Source organism: Cyanobium sp. CH-040, assembly GCF_024346135.1.
Lineage (GTDB): Bacteria > Cyanobacteriota > Cyanobacteriia > PCC-6307 > Cyanobiaceae > NIES-981.
Window position 1 is genome coordinate 162,676 of sequence record NZ_JAGQCJ010000004.1, and the last position, 14,200, is coordinate 176,875.

Sequence of the window (14,200 nt, forward strand, 5' to 3'; positions counted from 1 at the left end):
TGTCGATCGAGTTCCGGGATGGCCGTCTACGCCCTGCAGACCCTGGCCCAGCTGCCCGTCTCCCAGCTGCCCATTGCCCAGCTGCCCGAGGCGTACCAGGCCTTCGCCCCCCTGGTCGACATCCTGCCGATCATCCCTCTCTTCTTCCTGCTGCTGGCCTTCGTGTGGCAGGCCTCGGTGGGTTTCCGCTGACTCGGGGCCTGCACCGGGCGGCCGCATTCAGCGCTCGCGCAGCACCGCCCACGCGAACACCGGCAAGGCGAGCATCCGCCGCCAGCGCCGCGGCTCCTGAATCAGGCGGTACAGCCACTCGATGCGCAGGGCTCCCATCCAGGCGGGGGCCCTTTTTTTGACCCCGGCCCAGACGTCGAAACTGCCGCCCACGCCCATCCACAGGCCGCTGCGGCGGCTCGCCAGGCCGCGGATCCAGGTCTCCTGGCGTGGCACCCCCAGGGCCACCAGCACCAGGTCGGGCCGGGCCGCCAGCAGCCGGTCCTCCAGCCCCGGCCAGGCCTCAGGGGGCTGGTAGCCATGGCTGCTGAAGGCCACCTGCAGGGCGGGGATCTCGGCCCTCAGGCGCGCCAGCAGCTGCTCCATCACCGCCGGCGAGGCGCCCACGAGGGCCACCCGCCAGTGGCGCTCGGCGCCATGCTCCAGCAGCCGCCGGGCCAGCTCGATGCCAGGGGCACGCCGCACCCGGTGCCCCTGGCGCCCCAGGGCCCACACCACCCCGGCACCGTCGGGAATCACCAGATCGGCGGCGGCGATGGCGCGGCCGAGTTCCGGGTTGGCCCGCGCCGCCATGGTCATCTCGGCGTTGAGGGTGACGATCTGGCCGCCACCGCGATCGCGCAGGGCCAGGGCGGCCTGGAACACATCGGCGGCCACGTCCACCGGCACCCCCAGCACCCGGCTGCGCATCGGCACGGGCGGGTCGGTTGCCATCACTGCCATGGAGAAGTGGAGCCGCGGGGGAGAATCTATGGGCGCCGGATGCGCCGCAGCCCGGAACGCCCGGCCACACGTCACCCCGTCCCCTTGCCGCCCCCTTCCCCGCGATGACCAGTGCACCGCCCCTGACGGCCCTGGTTGACCAGGAGCAGGCCTGGGCGGTGCTGCGGGAGCTCGATCGCCAGATCGAGCAGGTGGTGCTGGCGCGCCAGCATCCGATCAGTGGTCTGCTGCCGGCCAGCACGGCCCACACCGTGCACGGCAACTACGGTGACGCCTGGGTGCGGGACTGCGTCTATTCGATCCAGTGCGTGTGGGGGCTGGCCCTGGCCCACCGCCGCCTGGGCGGGCCCAGCCGGCGCAGCTTCGAGCTGGAGCAGCGGGTGCTGCAGCTGATGCGCGGCCTCATGAACGCCATGCTGCGGCAGGCGGCCAAGGTGGAGCGCTTCAAGCACAGCCGCCACCGTCTCGACGCGATCCACGCCAAGTTCGACACCGCCACCGGCAATCCGGTGGTGCCCGACGACGGCTGGGGCCACCTGCAGCTCGATGCCACGGGCCTGTTTCTGCTGCAGCTCGCCCAGCTCACCCGCGCCGGCCTGGTGGTGGTGCGCTCCAGCCACGAGCGCGACTTCCTCCAGAACCTGGTGTACTACGTGGCTCAGGCCCACAGGGTGGCGGACTACGGCATCTGGGAGCGGGGGGACAAGGGCAACCACGGCCTTCCGGAGCGCAACGCCAGCTCGATCGGCCTGGTGAAGGCGGCCCTGGAGGCGCTCGAGGGTCTCGACCTCTACGGCCCCCACGGTGACGGCAGCTGTTGCCTGGTGATCCCCCACGACGCCATCGTGCGGCTGCGGCGGGCGCTGCAGGGCCTGCTGCCGCGGGAGTCGGCCAGCAAGGAGGTGGACGCGGCCTGTCTGTCGGTGATCGGCTACCCGGCCTGGGCCGTGGAGGACCCCCAGCTGGCTGAGCGCACCCGCACCCGCATCCGCAACGATCTCAGCGGCGGCTACGGCTACAAGCGCTTCCGCCGCGACGGGCACCAGACGGTGGTGGAGGACCACACCCGCCTGCACTACGAACGGGAGGAACTGGCCCAGTTCGAGCACATCGAGTGCGAATGGCCCCTGTTCTGGGCCTACGAGCTGGTGACGGCCTGCTGCGAAGAGCGCTGGGACGAGGCCCGTCAGTGGCGCCAGCGGCTGGCGAGCGTGAGCCTGCTGGTGAACGGGGTGGCCCTGCTGCCCGAGCTCTATCTGGTGCCGGAGGAGTCGGTGGAGGCCGAACGCCGCCAGCCCGGCAGCCAGCCTCGGGTGGCCAACCCCAACGTGCCCCTGCTCTGGACCCAGAGCCTCACCTGGCTGGGCGACCTGCTGCTGGCCGGGCTGATCACCCCCGCAGACCTCGATCCCAGCGGGCGGCGGCTGCCTGCCCGCCTCGGCGCCGAGGAGGTGCTGGTGGCCCTGGTGCCGGCCAGCGACGCCATCGCCGCCCGGATGGACGCCCACGGACTGCCGAACTGCGGCGCCGGGGCCGTGGCAGGGGGATTCCGGATCGCCGCCTCCGAGGAGCTGGCCCGGCGGCTGGCCCGGGTGGGGGCCAACCCCCGGCTGGGCCTGAGCGGTCATCCACCGAGCACGATGCGAACCCTGGCCACCGCACGGCTCTACCGGCGGGCCGACGCAGCCGCGGCCGCGGGCACCGGCGGCAATGGCCTCGGGGGCCCGGGCGCTCCGGAACGGCTTGCCTTCCTGCCGGCGGTGCTCGAGGAGGGCACCTTCTACCTGGCCGACGACCCGGTGCAGCTGGTGGACAGCGTGGTGGCGGAACTGCGGCTGCTGCGGCGGCACTGGGCCGGTCCCGGTGCACCGCTGCTGCTGATCCCTGTGCCGGAAGGAGCGTTCCGGGCCAATCCCGAGCCCTTTCTGGAGCTGGGGGAGCAGCTGCGCGGCGGCCAGGTGGACGGCGTGCCCGTGCGGCTGGGTGCGCTGGAGGAGCTGGCCGATCTGGCCAGCTGGGTGGAGCTGCCTCCCGAAGCGGTGGCGGCGCCCATCCCCGCCGCCGCCGACACACCACTGCAGGCGAGCACCCGGCAGGCGCCGCTCTCGGCCGCCGAGGAGCAGGAGCTGGAAAGCGACGATCTCAGCATCGGCGACCTGGCCGAACGGCTGTGGACCAGCACCTCCCTGGAGGAACAGGGCGAGGTGCTCGAGCAGCTGGGCCGCCGGCTCGGCGTCGATGCGCGGCTGCAGGGTCCCGATGGTCAGTCGGTGGCCCTGCGCACCCTGGCCGAGGAGGTGTACCGCCGGGCGCTGGGGGAGGCCGACTGGGACGTGGTGCGGCGCATGGCCGCCCAGCTGGAGCTGGTGCATCCCCAGCTGGAGGACGCCCTCTCCGACCTGCTGGCCCGCCAGAAGCAGGTGGTGGTGGGGCGCAACTACACCGCCGATTCCCTGATCACCGCCCCTCAGACCAGCGGGGCGGTCGCCGCCATGATCCGCCGCTTCAGCGGCGAGGATGGGCGGGAATGGATGCTGCAGCAGGAACTGCTGCTGGCCCTCGATGGCCTGGCCCGCCATGAACCGAGCCTGCTCAGCGGCAGTCTCACCCTGCAGCTCGGGCAACTGCTGCTGCTGCTCACCAGCGAGCTGGCCCAGGAGGCCGACCTCAGCCCGATCGATGCCTTCGAGGCGCTCTGTCAGCAGCCGCCCCATGCGATCCGCCGGCGTCTGCGGGCGGTGCTGCTCGATGCCGACCATGCCCGCGCCGCCCTGCAGCGCAAGGAGCAGCTGCACGTGAGCGGGCGGGTGCGCTGGACCGTGCCCGACCCCCTGGACGAACTGCCGGGCGGCGACTGCTGGCTGCAGCACCGCATGCGCCTGGGGGCCCTGGGGCGGGTGCCGCGCGACTTCTACGCCGGGGTGTGGGAGCTGCTGCACCACTGCCGCGGCATCGTCATCGGCGACAAGCTGGAGAAGCGCAACCGCCTGGCCAGCGAGCCGCTGCTGAGCGAGAAGACCCCGGGGGAGCGCAACTTCGCCTCCCTGGTGGAACACCTGCTCAGCAAGATCGAGGCCCCGGAGTACCGGCAGCTCTGCACCGAAACCCTGATGACGCTGATGGCCTTCGCGGAAGCCAACCCGCAGGTGCGCTTCGACGACGACCTGGCCCTCGACGTGGTGATCGGCCATGCCGTGCGCGTGGGCTGGCAGAGCACGCACCCGCAGGTGCCGGCGGAGGAGTACGGCCGGCACAAGGCCGCGGCCTGGGACCGCTTCTACCGGGCCTCCCCGGCCGCCTGCCGCCGCTGGCAGCTCGAGGCCCTCAAGGAACTGAGCCAGGGCGACTGAGCCTGGCGGAGCGGCTCAGATCGGCTGCTCCAGGCTCATGCAGAGATTGGGCTGCTCCACACACTGCTCGATCAGGTCGGCCAGCAGCAGTGCCCGGGAGGCCTGCAGCCCGTCCACCGCCGGTGACTCATTGCCGCGCACACAGGCCAGGAAGTGCTCCAGCTCGGCATAGAGCGGCTCGATCGAGGTGGTGCTCACCTCCTCCACGAGGCCGTCCGAGCGGTACACCAGCTCGCCGTGGTCGGCGCTCACCGACTGGTGGGACCGCCGGTGGATGTGCAGGGTGCGGTTGAGGAAGTCGGTCTCCACCAGGCTGGCGCGGCAGTGGGCGCTGAGGCTGCGGATCTTGCGGTGGGCCATCTTGCTGGCCGTGAGACTGGCCACCACGCCATTGGCGAAGGCCAGGGTGGCATTCACGTAGTCGATCGGCCCCTCGGCGCTGCGCCCTCCCGCCGCAGCCACGCGCAGCACGGGGGCACCGGCCAGCTCCAGCACAAGGTCGATGTCATGGATCATCAGGTCGAGCACCACCGACACGTCGTTGGCGCGCTCGGGGTTGGGGCTGTGGCGCCGGGCCTCCAGCACCACCACCTCCTCGTTGGCCACCACCTTGAGCAGCTCGCGGAAGGCGGGGTTGAAGCGCTCGATGTGGCCCACCTGCAGCAGCACGCCGGCGCGCTCGGCGGCACCGATCAGCGCGGCGGCCTCCTCCTGGCTGGCGGCGATCGGCTTCTCGATCAGCACATGCTTGCCCGCCCGCAGACAGGCCAGCCCCACCGGGTGGTGAAGCAGGGTCGGCACGGCGATGCACACCGCGTCGACCTCCTCCAGCAACGGCTCGTAGGAGGGATGCCAGGCGCAGCCGAACTGCTGGGTGGCGAGCTGGCCGCGGCCCCGGTCCGGGTCGGCCACGCCCACCAGCTGGGCGTCCTTGATCAGGCTGAGCACGCGGGCGTGGTGCCAGCCCATGTTGCCGATGCCGATGACCCCCACGCGGACCGGGTTCATGGCAACGGCGTTCGGTTGAGCCGATTATCGACGATGCGCTAGTCCTGCGGCTCGACCTCCCCGTTCTGGGCTTCCCCGTTCTGGGCTTCCACGGTGACGGATTCGATCGGCCGCTCGATCCGCACCCGCTCGATGCGCGGGCCATCCATGGCCAGGATCTGGAACTGGTAGCCCTTCCAGCGCAGGCCCTCGCCGGCGGAGGGGATGTGCTGGAGCCGCTCGAGCAGGAAGCCGGCCAGGGTGTGGTGCCCCTCCGCCTCGGGCAACGCCAGCGGCAGATGGCGGTTGAGCTCGAAGATCTCCAGATCACCGGCCGCCGACCAGCAGCCCTCGTCCAGGCCGATCAGGCCGTCGTCGGGCTCGAGCGGATTCTCCTCCTCGCCGACGATCTCGCTGGTGAGGTCAGCCACGGTGACGAGGCCCTCGGTGCCGCCGTGCTCGTCCACCACCACGAGCAGGGGCTGGCCGCTGCGGATGACCGGCAGCAGTTCCGCCAGCGAACTGCTCTCCTGCACCCGGGCCACCGGCCGGATGTACGGCGCCAGGGGGGAATCGGGCTGCAGCAGCCCGCGGGCGATGGGATCGGCCAGGTGGCGCAGGTCGAGCAGGCCGCGCACGTCGTCGAGGGAGCGGCCGATCACGGGGAAGCGGGCGTGGGCGGTGTCATGCACGGCCCGCATCAGTTCGGCGAAGGTCACCTCCAGGGGCAGGGTGACCATGCCGGCGCGCGGCACCATCACCTCCCGCACCCGGGTGTCGCGCAGCGAGAACACGCCCTCAAGGATGTTGCGCTCATCGGGCATCAGGCCGGTGACGCTGCCGGTCTCGATCAGCGTCTCCAGCTCCCCGGCCGAGAGCACCGGCACCAGGTCATCCCAGTTGCGGGGCAGGCCCAGCAACCGCAGCAGCAGCCCGCCCAGGCGCTCCACCAGACCCAGCAGGGGCGCCAGACTGCCGCTGAGGGCATCGAGCAGCGGTCCCAGCCGCAGGGCCGAGCGCTCGGGACTGTGCAGCACCCAGGCCTTGGGCGCCAGTCCCCCGAACAGGGTGGCCAGCAGCGCCATCAGCAGGAACACCCCCAGATCGAGCCAGGCCTGGGGCAGCCCCGGCAGGGCGGCGGCGGCAGGCTGGAGCAGGCGTTCGGCCAGGCCACGGCCGGCCCAGCCGAAGGCCACCAGGGCCAGCACCGAGCCCAGCTGGGTGGCGACCAGGGCCCGGCGCAGGCGGCGCTGGAGCTTGGCGACGGCAGCGGCACCAGGCTCGCCCGCTTCCACCAGCTGGTTCACCCGGCTGGGGCGCAGCTGCATCAGGGAGGCTTCTCCGGCCGAGAAGAAGGCGCGCAGGGCGATCAGCGCCGCCAGAGCCAGGATCAGGATCACGAAGATGGGCCCGTCACTGGACGGCAGGGCGGCGCTTGTCGCTGGATCGGTCGCCGGGTCGACGGGAGCATGGGGGTCGCGAGGATCGAACTCGCCTTCGGCGGATTATGAGTCCGCTGCATTCACCAGATTGCTAGACCCCCGGCAGCGCGGTACGCGCCGCCCTGCTCACCAGAGGCCACGCACGGGAGCGGACCAGCTGGCATCGCCGCCCTGCATGGAGAACGACTGCGGAGCACTCTGGGACACCGGTTGCACACGCACGGGCTCGGCGGCACCGCTGAGGCTTCCGGAAAAACCACTGGAGATGTCGCCGGTGCGCAGCGGCATCGGATCGCTCTGCTGATCCAGCAGGAAGTTGGTGGTGTTCTCCACGGCGCTGCCATCCCAGACGATGGTCTGATCGGTGAAGCCGAAGCCCATCACCCGGTTGCCTTCCACACCGCCCATGGCGATGCCGAAGAGATCGGTGATCTGGTTGCTGAGGCTGACGCCGCGGGCGAAGGGGGCCGTGTAGCTGTAGAACCGCTGCTCCATGAGCTCGGATGCGGTCTGAACGCTGCCGCAGCGGGTGATCTCGACCGGCGCCGCCAGCGAAGCTCCAGCAGAGGACGCGGGCGGAGCCTCGAGCGTGGTGGTGCAGACCACCGGGCCGGCGGTCGCCGGCTGGGCCCACGCCGTGGTCAGCAGGCAGGCGGCCAGCACAGGCGCGGCCATCAGCGCCCCCGCGAGCGCACGCGGTGCGGCTGGCGCAGCAGAGGACGCACGCGGAGGGAGCGTCATCACAGGGACCTCGGGCGGAAGCTTCCACACCCAAACTAGGCAATCCAACGCCGTTTCACCAGTGCCGTCTCTGGAGTCTCAGCCCCGGCTCTGCCTGCCGGCCGATCCCGTGGCGATGCGGCAGCTGCTGCTGGAGCGGCTGGCCGGCCATGCCTACCGCCATGGAACCTTCACCCTGGCTTCGGGACGCACCAGCCCCCACTACGTCAACTGCAAACCGGTGAGCCTCAGCGGGGAGGGGCTGGCACTGCTGGGAGCGCTGCTGCTGCAGGAGGTGGAGGCGGACGCCGCGGCCGTGGCCGGCCTCACCCTGGGCGCCGATCCCCTGGTGAGCGCGGTGGCGATGCGGGCCGCGCTCGACGGCCGTCCGCTGGCGGCCCTGATCGTGCGCAAGCAGGCCAAGGGCCACGGCACCGGCGCCTGGCTGGAGGGTCCCCTGCCCCCGGCCGGCAGCACCGTCACCGTGCTGGAGGACGTGGTGACCAGCGGCGGCTCGTCGCTGCTGGCGGTGAACCAGCTGCGTGAGGCCGGCTACCGGGTGAACCGGGTGGTGACGATCGTGGACCGGCAGGAGGGCGGCCTGGAGGCGATGACCGAGGCCGGCCTGGAGCTGCGCAGCCTGTTCCGGCTGGACGAGGTGGCGGCCTGCCGTGCGGCCCTGGCGGGGGGCAAGGCATGAGCACGCCCTGGAACTGGCGACCGGCGGGTCCCTCCCTGACCCGGCGACCGGCCTCCCTGATCCGCCTGGAGGGCAGCGATGCCCTGCGGGTGCTGCACGGCCAGACCAGCGCCGCCATCGAAGGGGCCCGGCCAGGACAGTGGATCCCCACCTGCTGCATCACCCCCACCGCCCGCCTTCGGGCCCTGGCCGAGGTGCTGGTGGATGCCGGCGGGGCCTGGCTGGCGGTCACCGCCGGTGACGGCGCCCAGGTGCACCAGGCCCTCGACCGGGTGCTGTTTCCGGCCGACCGGGTGCGGCTGCTGGCCCCGCAGCCCGGCTGGCTGGTGGAGCCGGTGCCAGGCGAGACCGAGCAGCTGGAGACCGCGGAAGCGGGTCGCTGGCAGGAACTGGCGGGCGGCGGCGGCTGGCAGCTTGGGCAGGGCCGGCTGGGCCGGGCGCTGCTGCTGGCGTCCGACACAGCCCTGCCGGCGGCCTGGGCCGGGCGCACGCCCCTGGGTGCGAGGGAGGCGGAGCGCTGGCGCATCCAGGGCGGTGTGCCGGCGGTGCCGGGCGAGATCAACGACGACCACAACCCCTTCGAGCTGGGGCTGGCCGATCGGGTCAGCCTGCGCAAGGGCTGCTACGTGGGCCAGGAGACCCTGGCCAAGCTGGCCACCTACGACGGCGTCAGGCAGCTGCTGCACCGCTGGCACTGGCAGGCCGAGCCCGGTGTGCCGGCCCCGGAGGTGGGCCAGGTGCTGCAGGAGCTCCAGACGGAGGCAACAGGCAGCGGCGACGCCACGGCAGGCGCCGGGACGCGTCTGGGGGTGATCAGCTCCGCCCTGGAGCTGGAGAGCGGCGACCGCATCGGCCTGGCCCTGGTGCGCCGGCGGGCCCTGGGGCAGCCGCAGCTGCAGGCCGGCAGCGGCGGCGCGGCTCCCCGGCTGCAGCTGTCGGCACCGGACGGGTTCGTGATGCCGCCGGTGGGGCCGGGGGGGGAGCCGACAGCTCAGGCCTCCTGATCCAGCAGCCAGCGCACCACCGCCCAGGTGGCCAGGTTGTCGTCGCGGTTGTAGGTGAAGATCCGCTGCAGCCGCCGGGCGCCGCCGTCCCGGCGCCACTGGCGCCACCAGAGCAGGCAGCGGGCTCCGTCCACCCCGTTCTGACTCCAGCGGAAGCCCAGCCAGCCGGCCACCGCCTTGAGTCCGTAGCTGTTCACCGGCAGGCGCCAGTGCCGCCGCAGCCTGGCGTGCACGTCCAGCAGCCTGGCGCGCAGGGCCGTCACCTCCGCCTCGTCAGCGCCCTGGCGGCGGGCCAGGCGCAGCAGGGCGATCGCCTCGGTTTCGCCGTAGTGGAGCAGCGGCCAGCCGGGGTAGCCGGCCAGGTAGCGGCGCAGCCGTCGCCAGAGGCGCTCCTCGCCGTGCTCCTGCAGGGCCAGCAGGGGGCGGTAGGGCCAGCTCTCCCCGGGCTGCGGCAGCCGCGGCCAGGCGCCGCCGGAATCGCGCCGCACCACCACGAAGCCGTGCAGGAAGTCGTCGCGGGCGTCGGGGTCCGACTCGATGTCGTAGAGCAGCACGCCGGGGGCCGTGGCCAGCTCGGGCAGCGGTTCCGGACCCTCCGGCAGCAGGCACTCGGGCCGGCCGCTGGCCTGCACCCGGGCCTGGGCCACCAGGGCGGCGGCACTGTCGCGGTGCTGGTCGCCATGCACCGCCAGGGCCTCCGCCAGCTGCTGGGGATCGCTGGCGGCCAGCTGGGGCAGGCTGGTGATGCCCTGATCCAGCAGCATCTCGCGGCGTCTGCCGCCGATGCCGCTCACCTCGCTGAGATGGCCGTCGCGGCGGGCTTCCTGGTCGCAGAGCCCCCGCCAGCTGCAGAGCACGCACTTCTTGCGGTCGGCCACCAGGGGTGGCGGCTCCCGGCGGCCCAGCTCCAGCGCCAGCTTGCTGAGGGCCTCCTCGAGCTGGGCCTGCAGGCCGCCGGAGAGCGTCAGCCGTTCGCGCTGCAGGGCCCGGCCGGCACCCGCCACAACCAGGGCCTGGGGCACCGGCGCCTGCTGGCGCTCCGCCAGCAGGCGCCCCCACCGGGCCCGGAGCCAGCGGTGCTCCCGGGGGGGGTTGCGGCCCTGGCGGCCCAGCACCGGCCGGTAGGCATGCTCGCCCCACACGCTGGCACCCGGCACCCGCTCCAGCAGCGCCGGGTGAGCCTCCAGCGCCACGTCAGCACCGGAGCGGCCGCGCAGGCGCAGCCCCACCACGCCCGGAGCCGCGGCGGCGCAGGCCGCCTCGCCGTGGCCGGGCTTCTCCGGCAGCAGGCTCTGGAAACTGGCGAGCTGGTCGCTCAGGGCCAGGGCACGGTGGGCCGTCCAGAGCCGCTGGCCTGGGTCACCGTGACGATCGAGCCAGGCCCGGCGCCTGCAGCGCAGCCAGCTGCGCAGCAGCCGGTCGGTGATCAGGGGCGGGGCCATCGGGTCACGCTAGGCAGCGGCCGCCGGGGCCCTTGGCCAGGAGGCCCCGGACTCGGGCAAGCTGACCGCCGAACAGTGCCCTGCCGGCGTCCATGGCCTCAGCCCCCCTGCCCCTGGAGGCGGCTCCGATCGCCTTCGGCACCGACGGCTGGCGCGGCATCCTCGGCGTGGACATCACCGTGGAGCGGCTGCTCACGGTGGCCGCCGCCGCCGCGGCCGAACTGGCCTACGCGGCGCCGGAACACCTGGGCAGCCGCGAGGTGGTGATCGGCTACGACCGCCGCTTCCTGGCTCCCGAACTGGCCGAGGCGATCTGCAGCGCCGTGCGGGGGGTGAATCTCGAGCCCGTGCTGGCCGCCTCGCCCACCCCCACGCCGGCCTCCAGCTGGGCGGTCGTGGAGCGCGCCGCCCTGGGGGCCCTGGTGATCACCGCCAGCCACAACCCGCCCGAATGGCTGGGCCTGAAGATCAAGGGCCCCTTCGGCGGATCGGTGGAGGGCGACTTCACCGGACGGGTGGAGACGCGGCTGGCGGCCGGCGGCGTCAGCGTGCCGATCCCGCCGGCCAGCCCGGGGGGCGAGCCGCGCTTCGATGCCCTGGGGGCCTATCTGAGCGGCCTGCGCAGCAAGGTGGACACCGCCGCCCTGGCCAAGGGCCTGCAGCGGCTGGGACTGACCGTGATCGTGGATCCGATGCACGGCTCGGCGGCCGGGGTGCTGCCGGCCCTGCTGGGTGAGCGGGCCGTGGCCGGCGGTGCGATCCGCGAGATCCGTTCCCAGCGGGATCCCCTCTTCGGCGGCAACCCGCCCGAGCCCCTGGCTCCCTACCTGGCCGAGCTGATCGCCGCCGTGCAGGCCAGCACCGCCACCGGGCGGCCGGCGGTGGGCATCGTGTTCGACGGCGACGGCGACCGCATCGCCGCCATCGATGAACGCGGCCGCTTCTGCAGCACCCAGCTGCTGATGCCGCTGTTCATCGACCACCTGGCCCGGGCCCGCGGCCTGCCGGGCACGGTGATCAAGACCGTGAGCGGCTCCGACCTGATGCAGCTGGTGGCCGAGGGCCTGGGCCGGCCGGTGCTGGAGAAGCCCGTGGGCTTCAAATACATCGCCGCCGAGATGCTCGCCGGCGAGGTGCTGGTGGGGGGCGAGGAATCGGGTGGGGTGGGCTTCGGCATGCACCTGCCGGAGCGCGACGCCCCCTTCGCCGCGCTGCTGCTGATCGAGGCGCTGGTGGAGGGAGGCGTGCCCCTGGGCGAGCGCCTCGATGCCCTGCAGCAGGCCCACGGCGGCGCCGCCAGCTACGACCGGCTCGACCTGCGCCTGGCCGACATGGCCGCCCGTCAGCGGCTGGAGGCGCGCCTGGCCGAGGCACCGCCGGTCGACGTGGCCGGCATGCCGGTGCTGGAGGTGAACCGCACCGATGGCGTGAAGCTGAGGCTGGGCGCCAGTCACTGGCTGATGCTGCGCTTCTCCGGCACGGAACCCCTGCTGCGCCTCTACAGCGAAGCCCCCAGCGCCGAGCGGGTGGCGGCGGTGCTGGACTGGGCGCGGGACTTCGCCCTCGCCGCCTGATCGCTCACCGCCTGATCGCCCTCCGCCCGATCCGTGCCCACTGATCGCTTGGCCGCCACCGCGAACGCCACCCCACCGCCCCCCACGCTGGTGATCGCCAGCGGCAATCCGGGCAAGGTGCGCGAGTTCGGGGCCCTGCTGGCGGATCTCGGGCTCCGGGTGCAGCCCCAGCCCGAGGGGCTGGAGGTGGAGGAGACCGGCACCACCTTCGCCGCGAACGCCCGCCTGAAGGCCGCAGCGGCGGCCCGCGCCACCGGCTGCTGGGCCCTCGCCGACGATTCCGGCCTGAGCGTGACGGCCCTGGGCGGCGCCCCGGGCGTGCACTCGGCCCGCTATGGCGCCAGCGATGCGGCCCGTATCGATCGGCTGCTGCGGGAACTGGCGGGCAGCTGCGACCGCAGCGCCCGGTTCACCGCCGCCCTGGCCCTGGCCGACCCCGGCGGCGCCGTGCGGCTGGAGGTGGAGGGGATCTGCCCGGGCACGATCCTTGAGGTGCCCCGCGGCGGCGGCGGCTTCGGCTACGACCCGGTGTTCTTCGTGCCCGAGGCGGGCCTCAGCTTCGCCGAGATGGCCCCGGCCCAGAAGGCGGTGCTGGGCCACCGGGGACGGGCTTTCGCGCTGCTGGTGCCGCGTCTGCAGGAGTTGCTGGCCTGATGCCGAACCTGTTGCAGCGAAGCTGATGCCTTGGAGGCAGCCGGCGATGCCCAGCCAGCCCCGCTTCGACGCAGTGCCGGAGAATCCGTTCGTGGTGCCGATGCCGAAGGGCTTCCTCTGGGGTGTGGCCACCTCCGCCCACCAGGTGGACGGGAACACCACCGGAAACGACTGGGCCCGGTTCGAGCGTCAGCCAGGGGCCATCGCCGGCGGAGCCGTCAGCGGCCCGGCCGCCGACCACTGGAACCGTCTGGCGGAGGACACCGAGCTGATCCGGCGGCTCGGCGCCAACGCCCACCGGCTCTCACTCGAGTGGAGCCGGCTGGAACCGCGGCCGGACCGCTGGGATGAAGCCGCCTGGGACCACGCGGAGGAGGAACTGAGCCTGCTCCACGGGGCAGGCATCGAACCGATGCTCACCCTGCTGCACTTCACCCTGCCGGCCTGGCTGGCTGAGCGGGGCGGGCTCACGGCCGCGGAGTTCCCCGGGCGATTCGAGACCTTCGCGGCCGAGGCCGGGCGACGGCTGGGGACGCGGGTGCGGCTCTGGTGCACCGTCAACGAGCCGAATGTGGCGATGCTCTACGGCTATGTGACCGGCCAATGGCCCCCCTGCCGGCGCGATCCGGCCCTGGCGGCCCAGGCCTTCACCGGGCTGCTCCAGGGCCACGCCCTGGCGGCTCGGGCGCTGCGCCGGGAGGTGCCTGACGGGCGCATCGGTGCCGCCGTGCACCTGGTGCAGGCCGAGCCCCTGCGCCGCTGGTGGCTGCCCGATCGCCTGGCGGCCGCTCAGGTGCGCAGCGGCTTCAACTGGCCCTTCTACGACGCCGTCCGCGACGGCGTGATCCGCCTGCGGCTGCCGGGATTCCCGAGGCTGGAGGAGCCCCTGGCCGAGCTGCGGGGCTCGGCCGATTTCGTCGGCATCAACTACTACCGCCGGAACCTGGTGGGCTTCGATCCGCGCGCTCCGGGCTGGGCCAGCCTGCACCAGGGGCCCGGGCGGCTCAGCGACGCCGGTGTGGAACTGCACCCCGAGGGGCTGCTGGTGCTGCTGCGCCAGGCCTGGACGCGCTACCAGCTGCCCCTGATCGTCACCGAGAACGGGGTGGCCGACGCCGGTGGCCACCTGCGGCCCGTCTACCTGCGGGCCCACGCCCATGCGCTCGCGTGCGCCGTGGCCGAGGGGATCCCCGTTCAGGGCTACTTCCACTGGACGCTGCTCGACAACTTCGAGTGGACTGACGGCTACGCCCTGCGCTTCGGGCTGTACCGGGTGGACTTCAGCAGCCAGGAACGGATCCCGACCCCGGGAGTGACCGAATTTCGCCGTCTGGCCGAGCTGCTGCGGAAGCAGCAGGCTCAGTCCTGAGCCG

At 73.0% G+C, this 14,200-nt stretch carries 12 protein-coding genes and 1 tRNA gene; 7 read left to right on the plus strand and 6 right to left on the minus strand.

Going from position 1 to position 14,200, the window contains the following annotated elements; genetic code table 11:
- The first annotated feature begins 18 nt into the window (after positions 1–18).
- Positions 19–192, plus strand: coding sequence for a photosystem II reaction center protein K (locus KBY90_RS05860; protein ID WP_254967534.1), 174 nt, complete (start codon positions 19–21; stop codon positions 190–192).
- A 27-nt stretch (positions 193–219) separates the two neighbouring features.
- Here KBY90_RS05860 and KBY90_RS05865 read toward each other — a convergent pair whose 3' ends face one another.
- The gene (locus KBY90_RS05865; RefSeq protein WP_254967535.1) at positions 220–954 is read right to left on the minus strand and encodes a WecB/TagA/CpsF family glycosyltransferase; all 735 of its coding nucleotides are present in this window, start codon (positions 952–954) and stop codon (positions 220–222) included.
- A 104-nt stretch (positions 955–1,058) separates the two neighbouring features.
- Here KBY90_RS05865 and KBY90_RS05870 point away from each other — a divergent pair, with 104 nt between their 5' ends.
- Positions 1,059–4,304 carry a glycoside hydrolase family 15 protein gene (locus KBY90_RS05870; RefSeq protein ID WP_254967537.1) on the plus strand — a complete coding sequence of 1,082 codons (3,246 nt, stop codon included), beginning with the start codon at positions 1,059–1,061 and terminating at the stop codon, positions 4,302–4,304.
- A 15-nt stretch (positions 4,305–4,319) separates the two neighbouring features.
- On the opposite strand, the gene KBY90_RS05875 is transcribed toward KBY90_RS05870, so the two are convergent.
- The 4 genes from KBY90_RS05875 to KBY90_RS05890 form a co-directional block, all read right to left on the minus strand.
- Positions 4,320–5,312: a Gfo/Idh/MocA family protein gene (locus KBY90_RS05875; RefSeq protein WP_254967538.1), complete on the minus strand. Its 993-nt coding sequence runs from the start codon at positions 5,310–5,312 to the stop codon at positions 4,320–4,322.
- Positions 5,313–5,350: 38 nt separating this feature from the next.
- Positions 5,351–6,688: a hemolysin family protein gene (locus tag KBY90_RS05880; protein WP_254967582.1), complete on the minus strand. Its 1,338-nt coding sequence runs from the start codon at positions 6,686–6,688 to the stop codon at positions 5,351–5,353.
- Between the two features lie 73 nt (positions 6,689–6,761).
- Positions 6,762–6,834, minus strand: a tRNA-Ile gene (locus tag KBY90_RS05885).
- A 25-nt stretch (positions 6,835–6,859) separates the two neighbouring features.
- Positions 6,860–7,408, minus strand: coding sequence for an Occludin/ELL family protein (locus KBY90_RS05890; RefSeq protein WP_254967539.1), 549 nt, complete (start codon positions 7,406–7,408; stop codon positions 6,860–6,862).
- Between the two features lie 181 nt (positions 7,409–7,589).
- On the opposite strand from KBY90_RS05890, the gene pyrE reads away from it, so the two are divergent.
- Positions 7,590–8,153, plus strand: a complete 564-nt coding sequence (pyrE, locus tag KBY90_RS05895) for an orotate phosphoribosyltransferase (protein WP_254967584.1) — start codon at positions 7,590–7,592, stop codon at positions 8,151–8,153.
- Entirely contained in the window at positions 8,150–9,157 is a 1,008-nt protein-coding gene (locus KBY90_RS05900; RefSeq protein WP_254967540.1) for a folate-binding protein YgfZ, read from the plus strand. Before pyrE ends, KBY90_RS05900 begins: the two co-directional genes overlap by 4 nt.
- Here KBY90_RS05900 and KBY90_RS05905 read toward each other — a convergent pair.
- Entirely contained in the window at positions 9,145–10,599 is a 1,455-nt protein-coding gene (locus KBY90_RS05905; protein ID WP_254967541.1) for a TM0106 family RecB-like putative nuclease, read from the minus strand. The two genes, KBY90_RS05900 and KBY90_RS05905, sit on opposite strands and share 13 nt — an antisense overlap.
- 92 nt (positions 10,600–10,691) lie before the next feature.
- Between KBY90_RS05905 and KBY90_RS05910 the strand changes: the two genes are divergently transcribed.
- From KBY90_RS05910 to KBY90_RS05920, 3 genes are read left to right on the plus strand one after another with little or no spacing between them, the layout of a single operon-like run.
- Positions 10,692–12,173 (plus strand): phosphoglucomutase/phosphomannomutase family protein, encoded by a 1,482-nt coding sequence (locus KBY90_RS05910; protein WP_254967542.1) that lies wholly within the window; start codon positions 10,692–10,694, stop codon positions 12,171–12,173.
- A gap of 48 nt (positions 12,174–12,221) precedes the next feature.
- Positions 12,222–12,827 carry an RdgB/HAM1 family non-canonical purine NTP pyrophosphatase gene (gene rdgB, locus KBY90_RS05915; protein WP_254967543.1) on the plus strand — a complete coding sequence of 202 codons (606 nt, stop codon included), beginning with the start codon at positions 12,222–12,224 and terminating at the stop codon, positions 12,825–12,827.
- 46 nt (positions 12,828–12,873) lie between these two features.
- Positions 12,874–14,196, plus strand: a complete 1,323-nt coding sequence (locus KBY90_RS05920) for a glycoside hydrolase family 1 protein (RefSeq protein ID WP_254967545.1) — start codon at positions 12,874–12,876, stop codon at positions 14,194–14,196.
- Positions 14,197–14,200: the final 4 nt, after the last annotated feature.

Excerpts from the sequence above, each read along its gene's own strand:
- KBY90_RS05860 (WP_254967534.1), top strand. The coding sequence starts at position 19 with ATGGCCGTCTACGCCCTGCAGACCCTGGCCCAGCTGCCCGTCTCCCAG.
- KBY90_RS05865 (WP_254967535.1), bottom strand. The coding sequence starts at position 954 with ATGGCAGTGATGGCAACCGACCCGCCCGTGCCGATGCGCAGCCGGGTG.
- KBY90_RS05870 (WP_254967537.1), top strand. The coding sequence starts at position 1,059 with ATGACCAGTGCACCGCCCCTGACGGCCCTGGTTGACCAGGAGCAGGCC.
- KBY90_RS05875 (WP_254967538.1), bottom strand. The coding sequence starts at position 5,312 with ATGAACCCGGTCCGCGTGGGGGTCATCGGCATCGGCAACATGGGCTGG.
- KBY90_RS05890 (WP_254967539.1), bottom strand. The coding sequence starts at position 7,408 with ATGGCCGCGCCTGTGCTGGCCGCCTGCCTGCTGACCACGGCGTGGGCC.
- pyrE (WP_254967584.1), top strand. The coding sequence starts at position 7,590 with ATGCGGCAGCTGCTGCTGGAGCGGCTGGCCGGCCATGCCTACCGCCAT.
- KBY90_RS05900 (WP_254967540.1), top strand. The coding sequence starts at position 8,150 with ATGAGCACGCCCTGGAACTGGCGACCGGCGGGTCCCTCCCTGACCCGG.
- KBY90_RS05905 (WP_254967541.1), bottom strand. The coding sequence starts at position 10,599 with ATGGCCCCGCCCCTGATCACCGACCGGCTGCTGCGCAGCTGGCTGCGC.
- KBY90_RS05910 (WP_254967542.1), top strand. The coding sequence starts at position 10,692 with ATGGCCTCAGCCCCCCTGCCCCTGGAGGCGGCTCCGATCGCCTTCGGC.
- KBY90_RS05920 (WP_254967545.1), top strand. The coding sequence starts at position 12,874 with ATGCCCAGCCAGCCCCGCTTCGACGCAGTGCCGGAGAATCCGTTCGTG.